Source organism: Streptomyces sp. NPDC021562 (assembly GCF_040640875.1).
GTDB lineage: Bacteria > Actinomycetota > Actinomycetes > Streptomycetales > Streptomycetaceae > Streptomyces.
In genome coordinates this window covers 283,140-307,099 of record NZ_JBFACN010000010.1, presented here as the reverse complement: position 1 = coordinate 307,099, position 23,960 = coordinate 283,140, and the positions used below count along the sequence as shown (strand labels likewise).

At 70.8% G+C, this 23,960-nt stretch carries 11 protein-coding genes; 3 read left to right on the top strand and 8 right to left on the bottom strand.

From position 1 onward, the window contains the following. Positions 1-90: 90 nt before the first annotated feature. Positions 91-4,932 (bottom strand): family 43 glycosylhydrolase, encoded by a 4,842-nt coding sequence (locus tag AB0G52_RS18355; RefSeq protein WP_361337261.1) that lies wholly within the window; start codon positions 4,930-4,932, stop codon positions 91-93. 365 nt (positions 4,933-5,297) lie between these two features. Between AB0G52_RS18355 and AB0G52_RS18350 the strand changes: the two genes are divergently transcribed. Together AB0G52_RS18350 and AB0G52_RS18345 are read left to right on the top strand one after the other, a co-directional pair. Beyond that, positions 5,298-5,798, top strand: a complete 501-nt coding sequence (locus AB0G52_RS18350) for a hypothetical protein (protein ID WP_361337260.1) — start codon at positions 5,298-5,300, stop codon at positions 5,796-5,798. Positions 5,799-6,459: 661 nt separating this feature from the next. Beyond that, positions 6,460-7,335 carry an alpha/beta hydrolase gene (locus AB0G52_RS18345; RefSeq protein WP_132886625.1) on the top strand — a complete coding sequence of 292 codons (876 nt, stop codon included), beginning with the start codon at positions 6,460-6,462 and terminating at the stop codon, positions 7,333-7,335. 40 nt (positions 7,336-7,375) lie between these two features. Here the strand turns inward: AB0G52_RS18345 and fxsT are convergent, their stop codons facing one another. The 5 genes from fxsT to AB0G52_RS18320 all read right to left on the bottom strand — a co-directional run bounded on the left by fxsT (position 7,376) and on the right by AB0G52_RS18320 (position 16,217). Beyond that, positions 7,376-11,320: an FxSxx-COOH system tetratricopeptide repeat protein gene (gene fxsT, locus AB0G52_RS18340; RefSeq protein ID WP_132886624.1), complete on the bottom strand. Its 3,945-nt coding sequence runs from the start codon at positions 11,318-11,320 to the stop codon at positions 7,376-7,378. After that, positions 11,317-12,618: a TIR-like protein FxsC gene (locus tag AB0G52_RS18335; RefSeq protein ID WP_165939237.1), complete on the bottom strand. Its 1,302-nt coding sequence runs from the start codon at positions 12,616-12,618 to the stop codon at positions 11,317-11,319. Before AB0G52_RS18335 ends, fxsT begins: the two co-directional genes overlap by 4 nt. A 109-nt stretch (positions 12,619-12,727) precedes the next feature. Then, positions 12,728-13,435 carry an AAC(3) family N-acetyltransferase gene (locus tag AB0G52_RS18330; RefSeq protein WP_361337278.1) on the bottom strand — a complete coding sequence of 236 codons (708 nt, stop codon included), beginning with the start codon at positions 13,433-13,435 and terminating at the stop codon, positions 12,728-12,730. 91 nt (positions 13,436-13,526) lie between these two features. Then, complete coding sequence (locus tag AB0G52_RS18325; protein WP_361337259.1) at positions 13,527-15,890, bottom strand: FxsB family cyclophane-forming radical SAM/SPASM peptide maturase; 2,364 nt, start codon at positions 15,888-15,890, stop codon at positions 13,527-13,529. 159 nt (positions 15,891-16,049) lie between these two features. Next, positions 16,050-16,217 (bottom strand): hypothetical protein, encoded by a 168-nt coding sequence (locus AB0G52_RS18320; protein WP_165939236.1) that lies wholly within the window; start codon positions 16,215-16,217, stop codon positions 16,050-16,052. A gap of 188 nt (positions 16,218-16,405) precedes the next feature. Between AB0G52_RS18320 and AB0G52_RS18315 the strand changes: the two genes are divergently transcribed. Next, entirely contained in the window at positions 16,406-17,323 is a 918-nt protein-coding gene (locus tag AB0G52_RS18315; RefSeq protein WP_361337258.1) for a DUF4231 domain-containing protein, read from the top strand. 19 nt (positions 17,324-17,342) lie between these two features. Here AB0G52_RS18315 and AB0G52_RS18310 read toward each other — a convergent pair whose 3' ends face one another. Both AB0G52_RS18310 and AB0G52_RS18305 read right to left on the bottom strand, forming a co-directional pair. Further along, a complete protein-coding gene (locus AB0G52_RS18310; RefSeq protein WP_361337277.1) occupies positions 17,343-17,840 on the bottom strand; it encodes a hypothetical protein in 498 nt (165 codons plus the stop codon). Between the two features lie 620 nt (positions 17,841-18,460). Then, positions 18,461-23,584 (bottom strand): LamG-like jellyroll fold domain-containing protein, encoded by a 5,124-nt coding sequence (locus AB0G52_RS18305; RefSeq protein ID WP_361337257.1) that lies wholly within the window; start codon positions 23,582-23,584, stop codon positions 18,461-18,463. Positions 23,585-23,960: the final 376 nt, after the last annotated feature.

Here is a 23,960-nt window from a genome sequence, read left to right as displayed (position 1 = left end):
GCCCGCTCGGCGGGGCCGTCGCCGGAGGTGTGCCGTCGAGATCGTGGGAACGCGTCGCGCTGCTGCTCGTCACCCGCCGACCTTAATCCGTCAACGGGTCCGCACCGTACGACTGTACGAAGATCGAGCAGTCGTACGGTGCCGCGGTCCGGTGGGCACCGTCACGGTGGCCGTGCCCCCGTCGTCGTCGGCGACCGTGACCACCGGGCGGTGGCCGCCCGGCCTGCGGTACCGGTGCCCGGCCAGGCAGTCGGCTCCCCTGATCCGGCCCTTCGTCGGGCGGCTGCCGTCCTTCCAGTCGACGGTGCAGGTGTGGGTGTCGGAGCTGCCCGGGTCGGTGAAGCGGACGGTGAGGGTCACGTGCCGGTCGCCGTGGCCGCGGGCGCCGGTGACGGCGGGCGGGGCGTTGGCGACGGTCACCGTGGTGGTGTCGGTGCTGCGGCCGCCGGTCAGGGTGAGGGTGAAGGCGCCGTTGTCGGTGCAGGTGACGGTGGTCGCGGCGGCCGCCGGGTCGGCGACCGTGCAGGGGGCGCCCGCGGGGAGGGTCCACCTGGCGGGACCGGCCCCCGACACCGTGCCGGAGAGCGTGATCGCGGCGCCTTCCGTGCCGCGGGCGTCCGGGCCCGCGTGCACGACCGTCACCGGGTCGACGCTCGTGAGCGTCGGCACGACCGGCTTGATCAGCCCGTTCGCGTCGAACTCCAGCCTGTCGACGGTCGTTTCACGGTGCGTGCCGTCGCCGCCCGGGATGGCGAAGCGGTGGTAGGCGATGTACCAGTCGTCGGTGTTCGGGACGTGTACGACACTGTGGTGGCCGGTGCCCTTGATACCGAGGGAGAGGTCCTTGGAGAGGATCACGCCCCGCTTGGTCCAGGGCCCGGTGGGGGAGGGGCCGGTGGCGTAGGCGACCCGGTAGTTCTCGTCGCGGGTGTCGTTCTCCGACCACATGAAGTAGTAGATCCCGTTGCGCTTGATGACGAACGAGCCCTCGTTGTAACCGCTCGGCGTGATGTCCCGGACCTTCGCGGGGTCGAGGGACGTCATGTCGGGGTTGAGCGGGACCACGTAGGCGTGGCCGTTGCCGAAGTAGAGGTACGACTGCCCGTCGTCGTCGGTGAAGACGGCCGGGTCGATCATCTGGCCGCTGAAGTCACCGGCCGCGAGGAGCGGTTTGCCGAGGGCGTCCTTGAAGGGCCCGGTCGGTGAGTCGGCCACCGCCACCCCGATGTTCGCGTCGGCGCAGAAGTAGAAGTAGTACTTCCCGTCCTTCTCGGCGATCGTCGGCGCCCAGGCCCTGCTGTCCGCCCAGCTGATGTCCGGGCCCAGGTCGAGGACGACCCCGTGGTCCGTCCAGTGCACCAGGTCGGTGGAGGAGTACGCCTTGAACCGTGTCCCGCTCCAGCCGTCGTAGCCGTCGCTGGTCGGGTAGAGGTAGAAGGTGTCGCCGAAGCGCACGATGTTCGGGTCGGCGTTGAGGCCGGGCAGCACCGGGCTCCTCATGACGAGAGCCGAGACCGTCCAGGTGCGCTTCGTGCCGTCGGAGCCCGTCACCTCGTAGGTCACCGGCTTGCTGACGTCCCGGACGCTCCCGGAGGCGGGGCTGATCGCGGCGCCGTGGGCGAGGGTGAACTCCGGCGCAAGAGAGGTGAGATCGGAGCCCTCGGTCATCGGCAGCGTGATCCTGCCGTCCGCGTCGTCGACGATGGCGTCGACCTTCAGGCCTGCCTGCGCGACCGCGGCGATCCCCGCCGTGTTGCCGCTGAGCTCCATCACCTCGGCCGGTGACAGCGCCCGGCCGTAGATGCGGAAGTCGTCGACCTCACCGCCGAAGGAGGGGTCGGCGGAGTACAGCGAGCGGCCGATGTAGCCGGAGTGGTCCTTGCTCGCGTCGTACAGCTCGGACGGCTTGACGGTGGTCGTGGTGCGGGCGGCCTGGACGCCGTCGACGTAGAGGACCATCGTGCCGGTCGAGCCGTCGAGGGTGACGGTGACGTGCCGCCACTGACCGGGCGTGAGCTGCGAGCCGGCCGTCAGCTTCGACTCGGCCGGCCAACTCGCCTTGGTGATGGCCGCGTAGAGGCTGGAGCCGCCGTTGGAGGGGGTGGCGAAGAGGTACCTGTCGCTGTCGGGGCCCAGCCCGAACAGCCACTGGAAGCTGTCACCCCCCTTCCACTTGGCGTACGCCGAGACGGTCACGCTGTCCGCGTCCTTCAGCACCCCGTTCGGGATCTTGACGTACGGCGAACTCGTCGCGTCCCCGGACATCTTGAAGGAGCCGCCCTTCACCCCCGTACCGAAGGCGGGCGTGCCGACGTACGTGCCGTGGTAGCCGTGTCCGCTGGAGTCGACGGCGATGGTGCCGCCGCTCTCGTCGAAGTCGTAGTGCAGCAGCAGGTCGGCCGGGACGTCGGGGCCCTCCTCCGACACGGTGACCTCGGCCCGCACCGGGAGCGCGGTGCCGTCCGGCAGGCTGCCGGTGACGGTGAAGGTGCCGGGCCGCGCGTACGCGGACGCCGGGACGGCGTCCCAGGTGACGGCCACGGGCCGGTCGACGCCGTCGGCGTAGGAGGCGATGACGGTGGCGGGCAGGACCGGGGCCTGCCCGGTCCTCGTCCGCACCCGCACGTCCTCGACGCTCTCCACCACCTGGTCGGGCTGGTAGGCGCGCAGCAGCCGGTCGTACTCGGCCTGGGTGACCGGGAGCACGGTGCCGTGGCGGGGCTTGGCGGGCAGGTCGTAGTCCGCGACCGGGGTCCAGACCCCGGAGTCGAGATCGGTGGTCTCGAACGGGATGTACCCGCGCCCGCCGAACTCGTCGAGGAACGCGTACCACTTGTCCTCGGTGTTCGACTTGAAGACCAGCGGCCCCTCGGCGGCGGTCATCGCCCCCTTGCCGATGCCCTCGGCGACGGGCGTCCAGTCGGTGCTGCGGATCGAGTCGCTCTTCTCCTCGAAGACGAACTTGCTGTTGGGCGTCGAGGAGCTGTTGTTCCGCTCGTCCTTGGAGAGCCGGTAGTAGGTGCCGTCCTTCTGGATCATCGTGGAGTCGATGACCGACCAGCCGCGGTCGATCCACACCTTGGGCTCGCTGAAGGTGTAGAAGTCCCGGGTGGTGGCGTACATCATCCGGTTGTACGTGTCGCCGGAGTGCGCCGCGTCGTCGTACAGCTTGGATGCCCAGAACACGACGTACTCGCCGAGCTTCGCGTCGTAGAAGGCCTCGGGGGCCCAGGTGTTGCCCGCGCTGTCCGGGGCGACGCGCACCAGCCGCTGGTCCGTCCAGTGGACGAGGTCGGTGGACTCCCAGACCATGATCGACTTGCTGCCGGTGCGCTGGGCGGCGTCCCAGTCGCCGTTGCCGTAGATCCTGAGGTCGGTGGCGATCTGGTAGAACTTGTCGCCCTCCGGGGAGCGGATGATGAACGGGTCGCGCAGGCCCTTCTCGCCGAGCGTGGAGGTGAGGACGGGCTTGCCGTCGTTCAGCTCCCGCCAGTTCAGCGGGTCGTTCCCCTTGCTGAGGGCGGCGTGGAGCTGCTCGCCGTCGGCGGTGCCCTCGCCTGTGAAGTAGCTGAACATGTAGCCCTTGAGGGCCTGCCGTGAGGGAAGTTCGGGGACCCGCGCGGTGAAGGTGCGGGTGGCGGAGGCCGTGCCCTTGGTGACCGTCGCGGTCAGGTCGGCCGTCGTGGCCCCGGCGCCGTGCGCGGGGCGGTGGACCGTGCCGTCGGGGGAGACCACGTCCGGGGCGGTGGAGGTCCAGGTGACCTTCGTGCCGTGGGCGCCGTCGGCGGGCAGGGTGAGGTTGCCGCGGACGTCGTCGAGGTGGTGCACGGTGAGCAGGCCGGCGGCCTGCCGGGCGGCGGTGGCGTCGTCGGGGTCGGCGAGGACGGTGATGTCGAAGGCCTTGGTGTCGGTGACCGGGCCCTTGGTGAGGGTCGCGGTGAGGGTGGCGTGGGCGTCGGGGGAGCCGGCGGCGGGGCGGGTCACCTTGCCGGAGTCCGAGACGACGCCGGGGCGGTCGCTGGACCAGGTGACGGACGAGCCGCCCGCGGTGCCGGTCTTCGGCAGGTCCAGGTCGGCGGTCACCGCGCCGGTGTCACCGAGGCTCAGCGCCGCCTTGTCGTCGGCGACGCCCTGGGTGTCGACGGGCAGCGCGAGTCGCCCGACCTCGGAGCCGTCGAGGGCGCGGTCGTACACGCGGAAGTCGCGGATGCGGCCCTTGAAGAGTTTGTCGCCGGAGTAGAGGGACCTGCCGATGTAGTCGGCGACGGTCCTGCCGGACCCGATGGCGCCGGGCGTGAGGGTGACGGAGGTGTTGCGGCCCACCTCGACGCCGTCCTCGTAGAGCACGCCGGTGGTGCCGGTCTGGGTGTACGCGATGTGCTTCCACACCGAGCGGGCCAGGTCGTGGGAGTCGGACGGCCTGGTCGTCTGCTCCGTCGACCAGTTGCCGCTGGCGAGGGAGGTGCGCAACGGGTTGCCGGTGGCGAAGAGGTAGCCGTTGCCGCTGCTGCCGCTGGAGTTGCCGAAGCCGTACAGGAAGTACGGGGTGGACTGGGCGGAGTCGATGCGCACGTCCATGGAGACCGTGATGGCGGACATGCCCTTCATGACGTCGTCCGGGACCTTGACGTAGGTGTCGGAGCCGTTGAAGCCCAGGCCCTGGCCGGTGGCCGACCAGTCGGCGGTGCCGCTGACCGTGCCGTCGCGGCCGTTGCCCGAGGCGTCGCGGACGGTGCTGCCGGTGCTCGCGTCCAGGGGGTACCAGAGGGCGAGGCCGTCGGTGGGGGCGCCGGCTTCGGCGGCGGCCCCGGTCCCGGCCGTCGCGGGGAGTGCCGGTCCGGCGAGGGCGAGGAGGGTGGCGGCGGCGGCCAGGGCGGCGAGACGGCCCGCCCGGCGTCTCGCGCGGCCACGGGGTCGTGCGGTGTGCGTCATGGGGGGCTCCCTGCAAGTCCCTTGCCGTTACATGGAGATGACATCGCGTTGCGAGAGTGTCAAACGCTGTCCATGGGGGCGTCAAGGCTTTTCGAACGATGTCCGACTGGTCGAACGTTCCGTGTGCGGGGGAGAGGGGCCGGCCCGGTGGTCAGATGAACGCCGGGTGCCCGACGGTCAAGCCACGGCCATGACCTGGCGGCCGGTTGTCCCGGCGGTGGCCAATCTTCGCCCAAGGAATCCCGGGGCGGGCAAAGAGATCTACCCGCATAGAGCAGGCGGTGCTGTCATGCTCACGTCTGCCCGGAACCCTGCCGGGCGCCTCCCCGGGAGACCCCCACATGTCCCGAATACACCGTCCCCTCGTGACCACCGTCTCCGCGTTCGCCCTCGCGTTCGCGGGCCTCACCCTCACCACCGGCACGGCGCACGCCCAGTCGTGCAGCCAGGCCTACCTCCCGCTGCCCGACCCCGTTTGCCAGCCCGGTGACCTCAACCCCGACGTCACCCAGAGCACCATCGACTCCACCATCTGCGTCTCCGGCTGGACGGCGACCGTACGCCCGTCCAGTTCCTACACCACCGCGCTGAAGAAGAAGCAGATCGTCGAGTACGGGTACACCGACACCAGCACCTCCGACTACGAGGAGGACCACTTCGTGCCGCTGGAACTCGGCGGCGCCCCCAAGAGCGAACTCAACCTCTGGCCCGAGCCGGAGTACGGCACCAAGACCGCCGCCAACAAGGACACCGTCGAGAACAAGCTCAAGAAGGCGGTCTGCGCGGGCACCGTCAGCCTCTCCGACGCCCAGGACGCGATCATCACCGACTGGACGACCGCCCTGTCCAGCCTCGGCCTCGGCTGACCCCGCCAACTTTGCTGCCCCGCACGAGGCTTGGATCTGCCGCGTGCGGGGCAGAGCCCTCCTACCGGACACCGGGTGCCGGTCACGGTTCGGCACGAGGAGGGCGTCATGGACGGTCGGATCCGAGTACGCGTCGTTCGTCGCCCCGCTCCCCGGGGGCAGGAGATCGACCGCAGGACGCCTTCCGGGCGCATCCTGCCCTACTAGGGCCTGTCGGCCAGGCCCTGGCCCCATCCGTGCACGCGGGGCGCGCTCGTGGCCGGGACGGCTGTGCGGGGTGGCCGGGCCGCCACCCTCAGGAGGAGGGCGCGGTCAGCTGGAGTTCGAGGTGCGTGAAAGGGCCGCCTGACGATCCGCCGCTGGTTCACCCCCTGACCACCGTTCTCGCCCCCCGCACCTGAGCCCGGTCGGCTTCGGCCCGCCGGTCCCCCGCCGGGTCCGCGGGTGCGCACGGATCGGGTGGACCGCAAGCCTGGTGCGCGTCGGCCGTCGGCTTCCCCTCCCCGGGTCGGCTGCGTCCGAACTGGACGGTCTACGAGTCGAGTTGCTGTCGGCCGCCGGTCCCGTCCGGTCGACCGGTACGTTCGTTTCGTCCCGGGGCCGGGTGGGAAATGGTGGGGCAACGTGGTCCCGGCCAGGGCCGCGGGAGGGGGACACGGCGGTGCCGGATCTGGTGCGCACGACGGGTGGGCGGCGGCTGCGGGTGGAGGTGTCGGGGGACCCCCGGGGGCGGCCGGTGTTCCTGCTGCACGGCATGCCCGGCAGCAGGGTGGGGCCCCGGCCCCGGCCCATGTTCCTGTACCAGCACGGCACCCGGCTCATCAGCTTCGACCGCCCCGGCTACGGGGGTTCGGACCGCCGGCCCGGACGGCGGGTCGTGGACGTCGTCGAGGACGTGGCGGCCGTGGCGGACGCCCTCGGTCTCGACCGGTTCGCGGTGGCCGGCCGCTCCGGCGGCGGACCGCACGCCCTGGCCTGCGCGGCCCTGCTGCCGGGCCGGGTGACGCGGGCGGCGGCCCTGGTGGCCCTCGCGCCGCGGGACGCCGAGGGACTCGACTGGTTCGCCGGGATGACGCCCTTCAACGTCCGGGAGTTCCACACGGCCGTCACCGACCCGGAGGGCTACGCGGCCGGGATCATCCCCCGCTCGGCCGACATCCGCGCCAACCCGGCGCGGCTGCTGGAGGACCTGCGCTCGGACCTGACCGACGAGGACCGGCTGATCGTCTCCGACAGCAGCATCCGCTCGATGCTGCTGCGCACCTACCACGAGGCGCTGCGCACCTCGCCGTACGGCTGGATCGACGACGCGTTCGCGCTGACCCGCCCGTGGGGCTTCGACCCGGCGCACATCGGGGTGCCGGTGCTGCTGTGGCACGGCGCGAAGGACGTGTTCTCGCCCGCCTCCCACTTCTCCTGGCTCGCTGCCCGCATCCCGCGCGCCCAGGCCGTCCTGGAGCCCACGGCGGCCCACTTCGGATCCCTGCGCGCCCTGCCCGCCGTACTGGACTGGCTGCTGGCGGGGACACCGGACTGACGGCCTCCGCGCCCGCCCCCGGCGCGTTCCGGGGGCCCGCTCACACCGCCAGCGGCTCCAGGTCCCGGTACACCCGCCGTTCCTCCACCGCGTACCGGGTGATGCCGTTGTTCTCGCCGAGCTGCTGGCGCAGCCCCTTCAGCCGCCTGACGGTGTCCTCGCGCAGGGCGCGGGCCTCCTCCGTGCGGCCGAGGGCGCCCAGGGTGACGGCGCTGTTGCTGACCACGGCCAGCGCCTCGGGGTGCTGGGCGCCGAGGTCGGCGCGGAGCGCGTCGGCGCTGTGCCGCTCCCGCTCCCAGGCCTCCTCCAGGCGGCCGGTCTCGGCGAGCACGATGGCGTAGTTGGCGGAGCAGAACTGGGTGTGCGGGTGATGGGCGCCGAGCACCTCGGTCATCCGCTCCAGCACCTTGCGGAACACCTCCTCGGCCTCGTCCCGGTCACCGCAGCCCCAGTGGAAGACCGCGAGGTTGTTCATCGCGGTCTGGGTGTAGGGGTGGGCCTCGCCCGGCTTCTTCACGTACTCGGTGAGCACCTTCTGCGCGACGTCCCGCGCGGCCTCCGGGTCCTCGGCCGCGAACAGGTCGGCGGCCAGGTTCAGTTCGCAGGCGAGCGAGTCCGGGGTGGGCGCGGTGTACTGCGCCCGGTACTGCTCCAGGGTCGCCGCCGTCAGCCGCCGCGCGTCCTCCAGCTCGCCGGCCCGGCGCAGCGACACCGCGAGCGACTTCGCGCACCGCAGGGTGCCGGGGAACTCCTTGCCGAGGACCCGCTTGTGCTGCTCGTACGCCCGTGACAGGACCGCCACCGACGCCGTGTACTCGCCGACCTCGCGCAGGTCGCGGCCGAGGTTCTCGGCGGACGACAGGGTGTAGATGTGGTCGGCGCCGTGCACCTGGGTACGGCGGGCGAGGGTGACCTCGTCGATGCCGCGGGCGTCCCGGTACCTGCCGACCATGCGCAGCGCCAGGGCGAGGTTGTTGGCGGCGTTCAGGGTGCGCGGGTGGGCCTCGTAGAAGAGGTCGCTGAAGCCGTCGTGCGCCTCCTTCGCCAGCTCCACCGCCTTGGTGTACTCGCCCAGCGCCGCGAGGTCGCTGGAGAGGCCGGAGGTGGTGATGAACGTGTGCGGGTGCCGGTTGCCGAGCAGCCGGCGCTGCCGGTCGAGCACGTCGTCGTCCATCTCCCGCGCCTCGACGTACAGGCCCTGGGAGCGCAGCACGTTGGCGAGCTGGCAGCGCAGGTACAGGTACTGCTCGTCGTTCTCGCCGAGGGGTTCCTTCCAGTGGTCGAGGAGTTCCTCGGCGAGCCGCTGCGCGCGGGGGAACTCGCCGCGCTTCCACAGGTAGCGGACGCGGTCGATGAGCAGCCTGCGGGGCTCCGCCTCGGTGCAGTTGCGGATGTCGGAGGCGGTGAGGTGCGGCCAGACGATGTCGAACTGCGGCCAGTTCTCGCGGTTGTCGGTGGGTTCGTCGCCCTTGGGGCGGGCTCCCCGGAGGATCTCGTGCACCGTGTGCCGGGCCCGGCGCCGGTCGTCCTCCGTCATCTGGGAGCGGATCACCGCCTGCACGAGGCGGTGCACCTGGATGGAACGGGAGATCTGGTCGACCTTGGCCAGCGCGAGCTGCCCGATCTCCCGCACCAGCTGGCCGATGAGCAGGCTCTCGGTCAGGGCGGCGTCGAAGGGGCGCAGGGCGCCGAGCATCTCGTCGCTGTCGTAGAGCAGCTTGGAGGAGATCGGCTCGGCGGCGAGGAACGCGCACAGTTGCAGCAGCCGTACCGAGGCGGGCGAGCGCTCCTTGAGCCGCTCGATGGAGATGTTCCAGGTGGCGGCCACGGTCTCGGGGTAGTCCGAGGGCTGGTTGAGCCCCATCACCGCGGCGGTCTCCTCGGTGAGGCGGCGCAGGTACTCGGCCGTCGGCATGGCCGTCTCGGCCAGCCAGGCGCCCGCCTGTTCCACCGCGAGCGGCAGGTCGCCCACGGCCTCCGCGACCTGGTCGGCCTCCGCCGGGGAGAGGCCGGGGGCGCGCCGGGACAGGTGCTCGACGCTCTCCTGCCGCTGGAAGACGTCGACCGGCAGGGTCTCGCCCTTGTCCGACCAGGCCTGGTTGCGGGAGGTGACCAGGATGTGCCCGCCGCCGGTGGTGGGCAGGTAACCGGTGAGGTCGTCGGGGTCGTCGGCGTTGTCGAAGACGAGGATCCACCGCTTGGTCGGGTTGCCGCGCGACAGCATGCGGACGGTTTCCTTGCTGGCCAGCGCCATGTCCTCGCCGCCGGGCGCGCCGATGCGGGCCCCGAGTTCGGCGAGCGAGGCGATCACGTTGTCGACGTTCTCGGCCGGCACCCACCACACCAGGTCGTAGTCGGCGCTGAACCGGTGCACGTACTCCAGCGCGATCTGGGTCTTGCCGACCCCGCCCATCCCGAACAGCGCCTGGTGCTGGGGCAGTACCGCGGTCATGCCGCTGCGCAGCTGCTCCCGCACCTTCTCCAGGATGTAACCGCGGCCGGTGAAGGTGCTGTTGCGCTGCGGCACGTTCCAGTGGTCCGGGACGTGGCCGGGGAACCGGGGTGCCGCGGGTCCGGCCTTGGGCAGCTGCGCGGGCAGTTCGAGCGCGCCGAGCAGCACGCTCTCGCAGCCCGCTTCGTCGCGGCCGTGCAGGTCGACGACGTCGGCCTGGTGCCGGTACGACTCCGGTGGCGGGACGTCGTCGACCTGTACCGGGATCAGGGTGCCCGCCGGCCCGTCGGTGCCCGCCGCCGGGCCCGGCAGGAGGGCGGTGTGCCGGGAGCCGTACAGCGCCTTGGACCACAGGACGAGCACGCGGGTGCCGGGGGCGGGACGCTCCAGCGGTCCGGCGGTCAGGTCGTGCAGCGCGACGGTGCAGCCGGCCCGTTTCAGCAGCGACTCGGCCCAGTCGGCCCACATCCGGTTCTCCGCCGCGTACACCACGGCCACCTGCATCGCGGTGGTCTGCGGCCGCCGCCGGATGAACGCGTCCCGGCAGCGCAGCCGTACCGCGTCCGGGATCGGCGGCAGCGCGGTGACCTCGTTGTCGGTCACGAACGCGGTGAGCCGTTCGAAGGCGGCCAGCAGCGACTTCGGGTCGCCCTTCTTGTCCCCGACGACGGCGAGCGTCTCCTCGTACGCGTAGTACGGCTTGTACGGGATCTCGACGCTGCCCCAGTAGGCGGTGATCTCGTCGGCGCTGAGGCGTTCCCCGCCCGGCCCCTTCGGCAGTCCGGCGAACTTCGCCCGGGCCAGCGCGCGGCCCGCCTCCACCTTGTCCTTCTCGCCGTCGTCCACGCGCATCGGCACCGGCAGCACCCGGATCCGCCGGTTGCGGTGCTCGTCGCCGACGCTGTACGCCACGTCCGCGGCGCCGTCCAGGGCCTGGTCGCTGAAGGTGAAGCAGTCCACGAGGATGTCGGGCATCTGCAGGGTGCAGATGTCCGCGGTGTCCGAGCGCCCGGTGCGCGAGTCGATCAGCACGTAGTCGTACGACCGTTTCATGCTGTCGCGCAGTGCCTCCAGGAACATGCCGCCGCGCAGCCGGTCGTAGAAGTTGTCCCACTCCAGGGAGGACGCCGTGCCCGAGTAGGCGCGGAACTGCTTGCCCGCGGAGAGGAAGTCGAGCGAGCCGCCGTTCTCGAAGCCGAGTCCCTGCCGCTCGGGGGAGAGCGACACGGCGTGCTGCTCCACGTCCGCGTACTCCAGGTGCCAGGGTCCCGAGCGGGTGATGCCGTCCGTGGCCGCCCAGGCGTAGTCCTGGAGGATGTTCAGGACGCCCCCGGTGGCGGCGAGCACGTTGGGGTCCAGGAACGGGTGGAAGAAGCGGTCCAGGCCCGGGGCCTCCAGGTCCCAGTCCACGGCGAGGACGCGTTTGCCGTTGGCGGCGAGGATCCACGCCGTGTTGGCGAGCGCCATCGTCCGTCCGGTACCGCCCTTGTACGAGTAGAAGGTGATGATGCGTCCGTCCGGTGCGGCCGTCATGCGTCTCCTCCGGGTTCGTCGCCCGCGTCGGGGTCGGACGGTGGGTAGGGGTCCGCCAGGCGGGGCCTGGGGATGTCCGGGCCCGGCGGCAGTCGGACCTCCGCGTTCTTCAGGTACTGCCTGGTCGTGTACGCCACCACCTCGGGCAGCACCCTGGTGAAGGCCTTGAGCGTGGGGACGCCGTTGACGGGGAGCCGGGCGTCGCCGCGCCGCGCCCGTTCCAGGATGGTCGGCATCACCCGCTCCAGCTCCTCGGCGAGCCGGCGCCCCTGCTCGCCGTGGTTCTGCAGGTCGGCACGGCAGCGCGGCACGATCGCGCTCACCCACGGGCGGGCGTACGCGTCGAACGTCTTCAGCCTGCTGCGGCGTTCCTCGTCGGTCAACGCCCACTGGTCCACGAGCAGGATCCCGGGCTGCCGGTCCCCGGACGCCGGTGTCTCCTCGCCGGGGCTCTCGTCGTCGAAGGCGACGACGCTCACCCGGTAGTCCAGGGACCGGATCAGCTCCTCGGCGTGCGTGGACAGCGCCCGGGTCGACTCGGTCTGGTACGGGTTCCAGTCCAGCGCGTCGTCCCCGTAGGGCCCGGGGTCACGGGTGTGCGGGACGCTGTCCTCGGTGGGCGCGGCCACCGTCAGCCGGATGTGCCGCGGCCCGGTGCCGGGCGGTTTGAAGGCGCTCGGCGTGCTCTCGTAGTCCCGCGGACGGCCGGGCGGCAGCCGGGACTCGCGGGCCGCCTGGACGATCCGTTCGGCCAGGCCGTACACCGTCTCGTCGTACTCGTCGCGCAGCCGGCTCAGCTTGATCAGCCCGTAGATGCCGCTGCTCAGGTACCGCCCGCCGGACGAGGTGTCCTCGACGTGGATGCGGCGTACCGAGTCGGGGAGTTCGCTCATGTCGACCCGGGTCCACAGGGCGGGCACGATGGCCGACGCGGTCGCCGTCCCGGTGGTGCGGGCGTTCAGCATCCGTTCGTGGAACGCGTACCACTCGCGGCCGCACATCTCGCTGGAGAAGTAGCGCGGCGAGAACAGCGGTACGAACACCCGGCAGGTGGCGAGGTTCTCGCTCAGCTTCTCGGGCCAGCCCTCCCCGGAGCGCATGTCCCGGTCCATGAAGCCGGCCTGGGACCCGGCGGGCAGGTCGGTGAGCGCCATGATGTGGCTGCACAGGTCGTTGAAGAGCACCCGCACCCAGTGGTCCGGGTCCCCGCTGTCCGGGCTCCACTGCGGGGTGTGGGCGTACGACAGGAAGAAATAGGGCCGGTTGTCCGGAGCCCGATTCTGCACCCGTTCCCCCATGTCCGCACGTCTCCCTGCCCCTCGGCAAGCAGCTGGACCGCCCCCGTCGTCAACGCCTGAGCCGGACTCAACAATGTGCCCGAAGGACCCCGCTTCCGGTTCACTGTTTTCAGGCCAAAGCCCGACGATATCCAGACATCTGACCCTTGGCGTGTCTCACCACGTCCCGCATGGAGCACAGCACGACCGGCTTCGACGCCCACTCGGCCGCGGTCAGCAGCCCGCCCGGCAGCCGGGCGCCGATCTCGCCGAAGTCGCTGTCGTCCAGGGAGAGATCCCGGTAAGGGACCCAGTTCCCCTTGTCGCCCACCACGCACCGGTACACGCGCCGGGGCGGCCTCGGCCGCATCAGGTACTCGGCGTAGTGGAACGCGCTGCACACCTCGAACCCGACCCGCAGCAGCAGGATCTGCGCGTCGGCCCGGTACAGCCGTGCCATCGGGGAGAGCCTGCCGAGGTGGCTGCGCAGCGGGTGCCGCCGGAGCAACTTCGGTGCCAGCGGCCCGAGTCCGGCGAGCGAGGTCTGCGGGTGCGCGCTGCGCACGGCGCCGGGCGTCGTCCGTACGCACTCGGCGAGCGCGCCCATCGTCGGGCACTCGGTGGCGTCGGGGTCGAACGGGGCCATCGCGGCGCGGTACTCGGCCGCCTCCCGCTCGCTCAGGCCCGCGACGGCCTCCAGGTGGGCCCGGGAGGTGTCGGAGTTCTCCGGGGTGAAGGTGGGCACGACCAGGGTGCCCGCGGGGCCGAGCGCGGCCCGCAGCGCGTCCCGGACCAGCTCCGGGGCGGCCCCGGTACCGCTCAGCGAGGCGTGCACCATCAGCACCCCGCCCCGCCGCACCCCCAACGAGCCGAACAGGTCGCTCAGTTCTGCTTTCCGCGCCGCGTCGCCCGCGGTGGCACACGCCTGTTCAGCCACGGCGGCCCGCCCACTGCGACCACATCCGGGCCACCAGCACGGCTCCGGTCGCCGTGAGTTCGGACTCCGGCAGCAGGGTGAGCGCGGTGAGGGCGCGGGCCGCCGCCGGGTAGGCCGCCCGGCCCAGCTCGTCGTCCGCGCGGTCCAGCAGGTCGCCCGCGGGGCTGCCCGGCCGGTGCAGGTCGGCCGTCTCGCGCAGGGCGGTGAGCCGGGCCCGGCGGCCGATGCGGGGCAGCTCCCGGGCGAACTCCTCCGGGGTCACGTCCACCGCGACGCCCAGCGCCCCGAACCCGTGCGCACCGAGCAGCAGTCCGCTGCCCGCCTCCAGCGGGGTGAGCACGGTGGGCCGGAACGCGTCCGCGTCGGGGCGGGGGCCGGACGCGTCCTTGTCGAGCAGTTCGTAGCCCCGGCCGAGCCGCTCCACGAAGTCGCCGCTCACGAGCGGCGGGGCGACCGTGGCCGGGTAGCAGTCGCGGTAGGGATCGGCGTCGTCGACGAGCGGGGCGCCCTGGGCCAGCAGCCGCCCGAGCGGACGCCAGCGGGCACCGGGCGCCCCGTCCAGCCGGACCCAGCCGTCCTGGACGGACCCGGTGAGCGCACCGTCCCCGGTGCCCGCGCGGTCCCTGCGGACCCGGCCGTCCTCACCGTCCCCGGCGTCCTCGCGGTGCCTGGCGTCCTCGCGGTGCCTGGCGTCCTCGCGGTGTCCGGTGCTCGCGCGGTCCCCAGTCTCCGCGTGGTCCCTGCGGACCCGGCCGTCCTCACGGTCCCTGGTGTACGCGTCGTCCTCGCCGTCCTGTGCGGTCGGTTCGCCGGGGCCGCGTACCCGGAAGGCGTTCGGTGCCACGGTCACCTCGACGCGGCCGGGGGCGGCCAGCCGGTAGGTGCCCCAGGTGGGCAGGTGCAGCCGGGTGCCGGGTTGGTCCCAGGACAGCGTGGCGGACCGTCCCGCGCGCAGGACCGCCGCGGCGGTCAGCGACATGAACCGGGCCGTGTCGGCGGGCCCGCGCAGGGAGCGCCGGAGGCCGGTGCGCACATAGGGGTGGGCGAGCACCTCGTCGAGCCGTGGCGCGGTCTCGGGATCGGCGTCCAGCGCCAGCAGCAGCCGCCAGGCCTCCGCCGCGTCGGGCTCGGCCACCAACTGCTGCCGGGTCCGGCGCAGCAGCAGCCGGTCCAGCTCCAGCTGCGCCCAGCCGAGCCGGTCCTGGCTCAGCACGGCCGGGGCGAAGGAACGGTCGGTCACGCGGTCGGCGATCCCCTCCACCAGCGAGCGCAGGTCGCCGCAGAAGACGCTGGGGTTGTCGAAGCCGTTCTCCGAGCGGTACCGGTGCCCGTACAGCCCGCCGCCGCAGGACCGCACCACCGGGCAGCGGCGGCAGGTCTCGCTGATCCCCTCGACCCCCTGCTGCCGTGCCCGCACCCCGGGATGCGCGGCGTACTCCGCGAAGCCGTGCCGGAAGACGTCGTAGCCGGTCTCCGGCGCCCCGGCGAACGCGATCTTCAGCCAGTCGGCCTGTTCGAAGGTGCCGTCCGTCTCGATCACGGCGAGGTCGCTGGGCGCCAGCCCCATCGCCTCGGTCAGGGGCGGCCCGCCGCGCAGGGTGCTGAGCACCGAGTCGAAGGTCCGCACCGGCATCGGGCGGCCCTGTTCCTCCCAGCGGTCGAAGACCGCGAGCAGCCAGTCGGCGTACGGGGTGGCGGCCTTGTCCGGGTGGGGTGGCGGGCTGTCCCAGGTGGAGTGCGGAAGCAGGTAGTCGATCCGCGGCGGGGCGAGTTCGGTGAGGGCGTCGTGCACGGCGACGGGGTCGTTCGCGACGTCCACGGTGCACAGGATCCCGCTGAACAGGTGGCGGTACTCCGGTTCCTGGAGCAGCCGGATGCCGCGGACCACCCGGTCGAAGCTGCTGCGGCCCCTGCGGTCGAGGCGGTGCCGGTCGTTGGCCGCGCGGTCGCCGTCGAGCGAGACGCTCACCTGGACCCCGAACTCCCGGCAGACGTCCAGGTGCCGCCGGTTCAGGGTGACCGCGTTGGTGTGCATGCGCAGGTCGAGCGCGGTCAGCGGGGCGAGGGCACGGGTGAGTTCGGCGCAGACGTCCCGTAACCGGGCGGGTCCGACCAGCAGCGGTTCCCCGCCGTGCAGGATCACCGAGACGGACTCCAGCGCCCGTGCCCGGGTGTACTCGGCCAGCCGCCCGGCGACGGCGCGGACGGTTTCCGGGCGGATGAAGGTAGGGCGGGACCGCCAGCTCTGGTCGGCGTGCTGGTACACGTAACAGTGGTCGCAGAGCAGATCGCACCTGCTGTGGATCTTGAGGACCAGCTGTCTCAGGGGTGGGCTGTCGGGCGACTGGATCGTCACCGGAGGCAGTCTGTCAGACTTCCCGCCCCCGACGGGCCCCAAACGGCATCACGGCGACAAACATTGACGCACTGTCAGCGCACTGACGTGGGTACGGGCGGCGCGCGCCGGGGCCGGCGCACCCACGTCCGGGTGACGTTGCCGTGGCGTGCTGCCCGGTCAGGCCGCCGAGTTGAACGTGACCGGTCGGCTCGACCGGTGGTCGGGGGCCTCGGTCACGCGGCCCGTGTCGCGCGCCGTGGAGGCCGCGTACGGGTCGATGTCCGCCAGGGGGGTGTGCCGGGCGGCCGGCGCCGGGTTGCGCAACTGCGTCGAGGTGGTCGTCATGATTGTTTCGTCGCTCCGGTTCGGGCTCGCGGAACCGAGACTGGTCCCGATGGTGCGGACCCTATACCAGGAATGCCGTGCGAACCTCTTGTGCACGGGCCGGGTTTCCGTACTCATTGATGTCTCAGACCTGTTTTTCGGGGGCGCGCGAAAGCCTTCGGGGGCGCGCAGGGCATTCGGGGGGCGTCATGGGGGCCGCTACCACTCCGGTACCGAGCACCACGCTGGGCGAACGGGACCTGCCACCGCTGTTCCAGGTGAGTGACCAGTGCGCGTTGCGCCACCAGAGTGACTCGTTCCGGTCCGTGCGGACACATCTGCTCGTGCTGCTGCTGGCCACCACGGCCGCCGTCCTGACCGAGCAGGCGTCCGGCCACGTCATGGCGGTGCTCGCCGCGCTGCTGTACGCGCTGACGATCGTCCTCGGCCTGAACACCTCGCGGCGGCGGTCCCGCGCCCACTGGCAGGCGCACCGGGCCGCCGCCGAGCTGCTGAAGTCGCTGGCCTGGCAGTACATGGCGCACGGGGGTCCCTTCCACTCCGCCGTCGCCGACCCGGACGCGGTGTTCGCGGAGCGTCTGGAGGAGCGGCTGCGCGAACTGCGCGCCTGCGGCTGGGAGGACTCCCGCGACGGGGCCGGGGAACGGGGCCGGGGCCAGATCACGCCGCGGATGCGCGCCGAGCGCGCCAAGTCGTTCGCGGCGCGCCGGGACCTCTATCTGCGCGACCGGCTCCTGGAGCAGACGGTCTGGTACAAGAACCGGGCCTCCCGGGCGCACCGGGCCGCCGCCCGCTGGTCGGCCGTCACCGCCGCGCTGACCCTGCTCGCCCTGGCCGCCGCCCTGGTGCGGACCGTCGGCCTGCTCGGCGGCGCGGACCTCGCGGGCCTGCTCAGCGCGGCCGCCGCGGCGGGCGTCGCCTGGCAGGAGGTACGGCGGCACGGCCCGCTGACGTACGCGCACTCGCTCATCGAACAGGACCTGGAGACCGCCCGGATCGCCATGTCCACCACCGTCACGGAGTCGGGCTGGGCCGAGGCGGTCGGGGAGGCGGAGCGCCTGATGTCGCCGGCCCACACGGAGTGGCTGGTGCGGTTCGGCACCTGAGGGGGGGCTCGGCGCGCGGTCAGTCCCGCAGCGCCCCCTCCGGCCACAGCACCGTCACCGGCACGCCGAGGCGCCGCGCGTGGGCCACCACGTCACCGGTGCCGCCGAGCCCGCGCGCCGGACGGCCGTCCCACACGGCGAGCAGCTCGTCGGAGTGCTCCACGATCCACCGGCCCGCCGCGAAGTACGCCTCTTCGTGGGTGGGTTGGACCGGCAGGTCGACGCGGTGCGCACAGGACCGCAGGATCCTGCGGTACGACGCCTGCGCCGCGTCGTCACCCAGGTGGGCCTCGTAGTCCATGCCCGGGATCACGGCCGTCACCGGGACGCCATGGGCGAGGGCGAGGTCCGCGAACAGCTGGTCCGCACCGGCCGCGAGACAGCTGAGCGCCTCCAACGCCACGCCGGTACGGCTGAGTTGAAGCCGCAGGGCCGTGCGCACGAAGGGCAGCACGGACGGCGGGATCGCACGGTGCCCGGTCACACCGAGCCGCGTTACGGTGAGCCGGGGGACCACTGCCGCCTCGGCCGGACGGTCGGCGAAATCGGCTGTCACGGAGGCTGTCACGGAACGTCCCCTTCCGTCACCTTGGGTGAGTACAGCCTAACCGAGGGCTGACCGGGCGTGCAGGGGGCGCATCGGCACAATGGCCTTCCACGGCGGCGTGGAGCTGCCGAATCGGAGCCCGTAACCGAGCTGCAGGGGCAGTACCCCACCCCGTGGGGTACTGCTGCAAGCGATGGGACACGCAGTGCGACCTGCGTGTCATTTGGCTCATCACGAGGGATCACGACCCAAACGCGGCGCAGCACGCTGACCTCGTCTCCTTCGACAGGCTCCTCCAGTACTTCACCGGCATCGGCGTGGAATCTGCGCCGCACCTGCTCTGGGATTCCTTCAGTGGCGGGACCGCCGCTGTTGTCAAGTGCGTCCTGTCCCCGTTCGCCACCCCGATCTACTACTGCATGTTCCATCTCGTCTGGGAGCACTTGATGAGGCGGTTCGGGTGGCTGCTGAGCCACGCATGACCGCCCAAGTACTGGACCTCGGCGCTCAGGCATGGCCGAAGGCCCTCACCGAGAGGAGGGGGCCTTCGGCCTCTTGGAAGCACCCTCCGCAATAGAGGGGTGGGTTGATCAGGTGTAGTAGCCGCTGCAGTCGACGATGAAGTCCACGGCGCCGGAGCTGTTGTTGTAGATGCTGATCTGTCCGTTGGCGTCTGTGGGTGTGAGGGTGAGGTTGGCGATGGTGTCGCCGGCGCCCCAGTTGAGGTTGCTGGTGGCGGGTTTGCCGGTGCTGGTTGGGTAGGCGACGCCGTAGCCGCTGCCTACCGTGTTGGTGGCGGTGAGCATGGCGGCGAGGGTGGGGGTGGTGGCTGTGGTGATCTGTTGGGTGGTGGCGGTGCTGAGGGTGTAGGTGCTGTTGGCGGCTACGGGAGTGCTGGTTCCGCCGATGCCGCTGCGGGTGTCGACGAGCCGGGTCGGATTGACCGTGTGGAATTTCTGGCCGCCGGTGCCGGTGGTGTAGTAACCGGAGATGTCGGCGAGGACGGCAGTGGCGTTGCTGTGGACGGAGACGGTGATGGTTCCGGAGGTGCCGATGGGGACGTCTCCGGAGAGGGAAGCGACGGCATTGCCGGTGTTGAAGCTGAGGCTGGTGGCGGCGGTGGGGGCGTATCCGGTGGCGTATGCCTGGAGGTAGCCGCTGCCGGTGGCGTTGGCGGCGGCAAGATTGACGGCGACGGCGGTGGCGTTGCTGGGCACACCGTTGAGGCCTGTGATCTGCAGGGTGAAGTTGGTGCCGGCGGCCACGGTGCCGGTGCTGGCCAGGCTGGTGTGCGCGACGCTGGAGCGGGTGTCCAGGGCGCGGACCGCGCTGCTCAGGGGTGTGTAGGTCTGGTCGCCGGTGAGGGTGGGGTCGCTGGTGAAGTAGCCGGTGAGGTCGACGAGGAGGGCGGCGGTGCCGGTGCTGCTGTCGATGTGGGTGTAGAGGTCGATCTTGCCGTCGTTGCCGACGGGGACGATCTGGTAGCCGGTCGCGGTGGTGGAGGCGGCGAAGTTGGTGGATGAGGTCTTGGGGCGCTGGGTGCCGTCGGCGTAGGTGGTGACGTAGCCGCTGTCGGTCTGCGCGGTGGCGGTGACGTCCACGGCGACCGCGGTGACTGTGCTGGGGATGGTGGCGGGTGCGCCGCTGACCGGTGTGGTGACGGTGTCTCCCGCGATCTTGAGGTGGGTGACGGAGTCAGCGTTGACAGTGCTGGCGCCGGCGGTGATGCCGCTGGTGTAGGCCAGGCCGTTGCTGCTGCGGGTGTCGAGGATGCGGGTGGGGGTGACGGCCTGGTGGTAGCCGGCCGGGGTGTAGGGCTGGGCCGGGGGTAGGGCGGCCCCTGTCCAGGTCTGGGCGCGGGCGAGTTCCCCGCCGAAGTAGTCGTGGACGATGGTGTGCGAGGCGTCGTCGAGGGTGTGCAAGTCGTTGCCGAGCTGGAAGTTGCCGCTCGCGCCGGTGCTGGGCGCGGTGTGGTTGCCGGTGGCCACGAAGACGTCGTCGACGTAGAGGTTCATGACGCCGGTGGTCTTGTCGTAGGTGGCGGTGAGGTGGGCCCAGGTGCCGAGGTGGACGGTGCCGCCGGTGACGGTGTCGAAAGCCCAGGTGGTGCCGGCGCCGGTATTGAGGCTGAACTGCCAGCCGTCGCTGGTGGGCAGGAGCAGGATGCCGGAGTCGGCGCTGCCGCTCTGGGAGAGGACGGCGCCGCCGTAGGCGGTGGGGTCGGCCCAGATGGACACGGTAAAGGACTTGGTCAGGTCCAGGGCCTTGGAGCCCTGTAGGTAGTCGTGGTCGCTCGCGTCGAGTTGGACGTCGGGGTCGAACAGGCCGCCGCTGGGTGCGGTGACGCCGTTGGTGCCTTTGCCGGTAAGGCTGATTGCGTTGGTGCCGCCGTCCTTCGCGGTCAGCGGCGCCAGCGGATCGGCGTTGTAGTCGTTGAGGGGCCAGTCGTGGGTATCGGTGCTCAGCGCCTGCCCCGTGCCGTTGGGGATCGTCCAGCTGGCCGTGGTGCCGGAGAGAGTCATTTCATGGGCGGTAGCGGTGCCCGTGCTGTTGACGGTCCACAAGTCGGGTGTGCCGTCGTTGTTGATGTCTGCGGCCTGGAGGGTGGGCTGGTTGCCAGCGTCCCAGAGGGTGGCGGCTGCCTCGACGGGAGTGAGAGCGGTGTCGGTGACTTGGTTGTTGATCGCGTCGTCGGCGAGTTTGGTCAGGTTGTTGGGGCTGAGGTACCACAGCTGGCCGTGGGAGGGGTCGCTGGTGTCGCTGCTGGCGTCACGGGCGAAGACCGCGGGCAGTCCGTTCAGCACGGTGCTGGTTATGGTCCAGCCGCTCCAGTCGGTGGTGCAGCTGGTGGTGGTGCTGGTGTTCTGGGCGAGGCAGTAGGGGTTGTAGTCGGTGAGTTCGGTGGCGGCGTTGGCGCCGTTGTAGCCGCCGGGCTGGTTGCTGTCGGGTGACAGGTAGAGCTTGCCGCCGATGACCATGAGCAGGTCGGAGTAGCCGGTCATGGCCGTGGGATCGAACGTGCCGTCAGCGTTGGTGTCGCTGACGGCGTAGTTGAAGAGGCCGCCGCCGTTGGCGATGGATGTCGCGAATGCAATGGTTGTGCTGGCGGTGCCGTCGCTGTTGGGTGTGGTGACGGAGCGGCTGAAGGCGGCGGTGGTATCGAGTGCGGCCGGGATGCCGCTGTTGGGATCGAGGGGACTTCCGTCGCCGGTGCCGCGCAGGATTTCGGCGCTGGCTGATGACTTGGACGTGTCGTAGGAGTAGTCCAGGACGTCGGTGAAACCGGTGGCGGTCGCGAAGTGGCCGGTGATGGCCTGGGTGCCGGTGAAGGAAGTTGCGGTCTGGGCGGTGGACACCCCGTTGCCGTCGATGCCGATGTCCCGGGCAGTAGTGTCGATCTTGCCGCTTCCGGTGCCGGTGGCCTGCCAGAGCCCGGCCGGCAGGGAGTTCTTACCGCCCACGGTCAGCAGGTCGGCGTTGCCGTCGCCGTTGAGGTCGTCGGCGGTGGCGGTGGCGGGAGCCCTGGCGATGAACCGGTAGTCGTAGGTGTCACCGATGTTCCCGCTGGTGCCGACGGCGGTGACGGTCAGGACGTCGGTCTGCGTGGTCGGCTTCAGTGCGATGGTAGCGGTGTAGGGGCTGGTGGTGGAGGCGGGGACACTGACCGGGTTGCCGCCGTTGAGCTGGTAGCGGTAACTGCCCGGCGCGGTGCTGGTGCCGGTGTCCGTGATCGTGAAGCTCGCGGCCGTGCCCACCGTGCACTGGCTGTCGCCCGAGGGACTGTCAGTGAGTTCGGAGCACTGGCTCGTGGAGGACGGGACAGGGGTGACAGTGGGTGCGCCGGGGGCGGTGGGGTCGTAGTAGAAGTGACAGGTCTTGGACGGGTCACTGGTCAGGTCATGGTCGGTGACGGTGAGATACCAGGCGAACTCGGTCTTCGCAGTGAGCGTCTGGAAGGGCCCTGAACTGCTGGTGTGAGAGAAGAGGGTGCTTGTGGGGGTACCGCTGGTGGCGTTGATGGCACGGGTGTAGGTCGTACCGCTCGCCATGTTCTTCAGGGTGAAGTTGGCGGTGAGTGGGCTGGTGGTGCCGTCCGGGTCGGACACCCCGGCGCGCAGCGTGACGTCACCCAGACCGAGCGAGGTGGGGGTGGCGGCGGTGCAGCTGGTGCTGGGGCTGGTGGTCAGGGCGGTGGGGGTGTTGGGGGTGTGGTCGTAGGTGCTGGTGATGGTGGCCTGCTTGCTGAACTGCTTCCAGGCCAGGTCGTCACTCTCGTTGGCGGCGCGCAGCCCGAAAGTGGCTTGCGTCCACCTGCCCTTGGCAGCCGACTTCATCAACGAGGTGATGTCAAAGGTGACGTCATCGGGTCCGCAGTTGGTGGACCAGCCGTTGGCGACAGTCTGCGAGTCGAGCTTGCTGAACCAGAACTTGTTGTAAGGGTCACCGGAGCTGTGTGTGCTGTTCCAGGTGGTGCTGGAGGAGATGGAGCCGGTGTGCCACAGGTCGACCTCCGTCTTGGTGCAGGAGGCCGACCAGTTCTCGTAGAAGGAGATCTTGGACGAGATCACATCCTGCGCGCCCCAGATGCTGCTGTGGATGCTCGTCTGGAACAGGGCACGGTTGGTGGAGACGTCAGAGGTCCAGTCGGTGTAGCCGACGTGCAGGGGACCGGGGGTGGACGCGGCGGGCTTGTAGAACGAGGTGTCGGGCCACTCGCTGTCCACGAACGCCCACGCCTGGACGGTGTCCGTCTGGCCCGAGGGGATGAATGTGGGGTCGATGTAGACGGGGTAGACGGTGTTCTTGCCCCTCAGCAGCGTGTGCTGGGGTGACAGGCTGATGTGTCCCCGGTGGTAGGCGGCCTTCAGGCTCGCCGTGCGGGCCGCGTCGCCCGGCGATGCGGTGCTGGAGGCGAGGGGCACGCCGCTGCGCTTGTCGACGGTCTGTCCGGAGTGCGGGTCGGTCGTTGTCGGTGTGTTCGCGGCTGGGCGGCTGGAATCCCACATGGTGGGAGCGGTGGCCGAGAACACGGTCTGCCCGTCGTGGTCCTTGGCGGTGATGTCGCCGGCCGCGTCACTGGCCAGGGTCACGCCCATGGCCTTGGTGGCCAGGTTCAGGTCGGTGAGGGCAGGGTTCGCAGCGGCGGTGGCGTTCTTGACGACCAGGACCTCGCTGAACCCGCCGGTTTCCTGCGCGGTGACCGAGAGGTCCACGCCGGGCAAGACGTCGTGGTACGTCGCTGTAGAGCCGGACAGGGTGGGCGCGTGCAGGGTGAACGCTGCGGGGAGCGAGACGGCCAGAGAGCCGCTGCCGGCCCGCATGGTGGCCAGCGGGCCAGTTGCGCTGCCACCGGACAGGGCCAGAGAACTGGTGGACACCTTGGGGGAGATGGTGCCGTCCGCGTGACGCACCAGCGTGGGGTCCAGGTCTTTCCATCTGCCGTGCACCCGTTTGCGGACAGGGGCGAGCGTCTGTCTGAGCGTCAGCGTGCCGTTCGGGTTCGCGGTGAGGGTAGAGGAGTCTGTGGTCTCGGCTGTCGCCAGGACCGGCTTGCCGGTGGTCCGGGCCTTTGTCAGGGCCTGGTCCTCGCTCAGCCCGGCGGAAGCGCTCGTTGATGTGACGGTCGTGCTGGCGTGAGCCGTGGTGGCCGCGTGGGCGAGGCCGGGCAGCCCCAAGATGCCGGAGACCGCGACAGCGGTAGCACCGACGAGCACGCGGCGCACGTGCGAACGAGGCAGGGACGGCCGCGAAGTCTTTTGCATGTTCTTTCCCCCAAAAGCCTACTGATTAAAAAATCTGCACGCCCTGACCCCGTCCGGCATTACTCAATCCCGGATACGGTCCAATTTTTAGTAAAGTGATTTTGATTTTTCTTTACGGTTCGCCGAAGTCGGTCAACTGGCTTCGAGATGGCGTCGAGTCGGCTCGGCGGGTGGTCTGGGCTGCGCCAACGTACGGGGAGTTGGTGATCCGGCGCGGGGTAATGTGGCCCAGATCACGGCATGTACATGACTCGGATGTCCCCTTCTGGTGAAGATTGTCAACCTTCTTGGACGCGTTTTTTTCGAACTCCTTATTCTTCTGCATTGA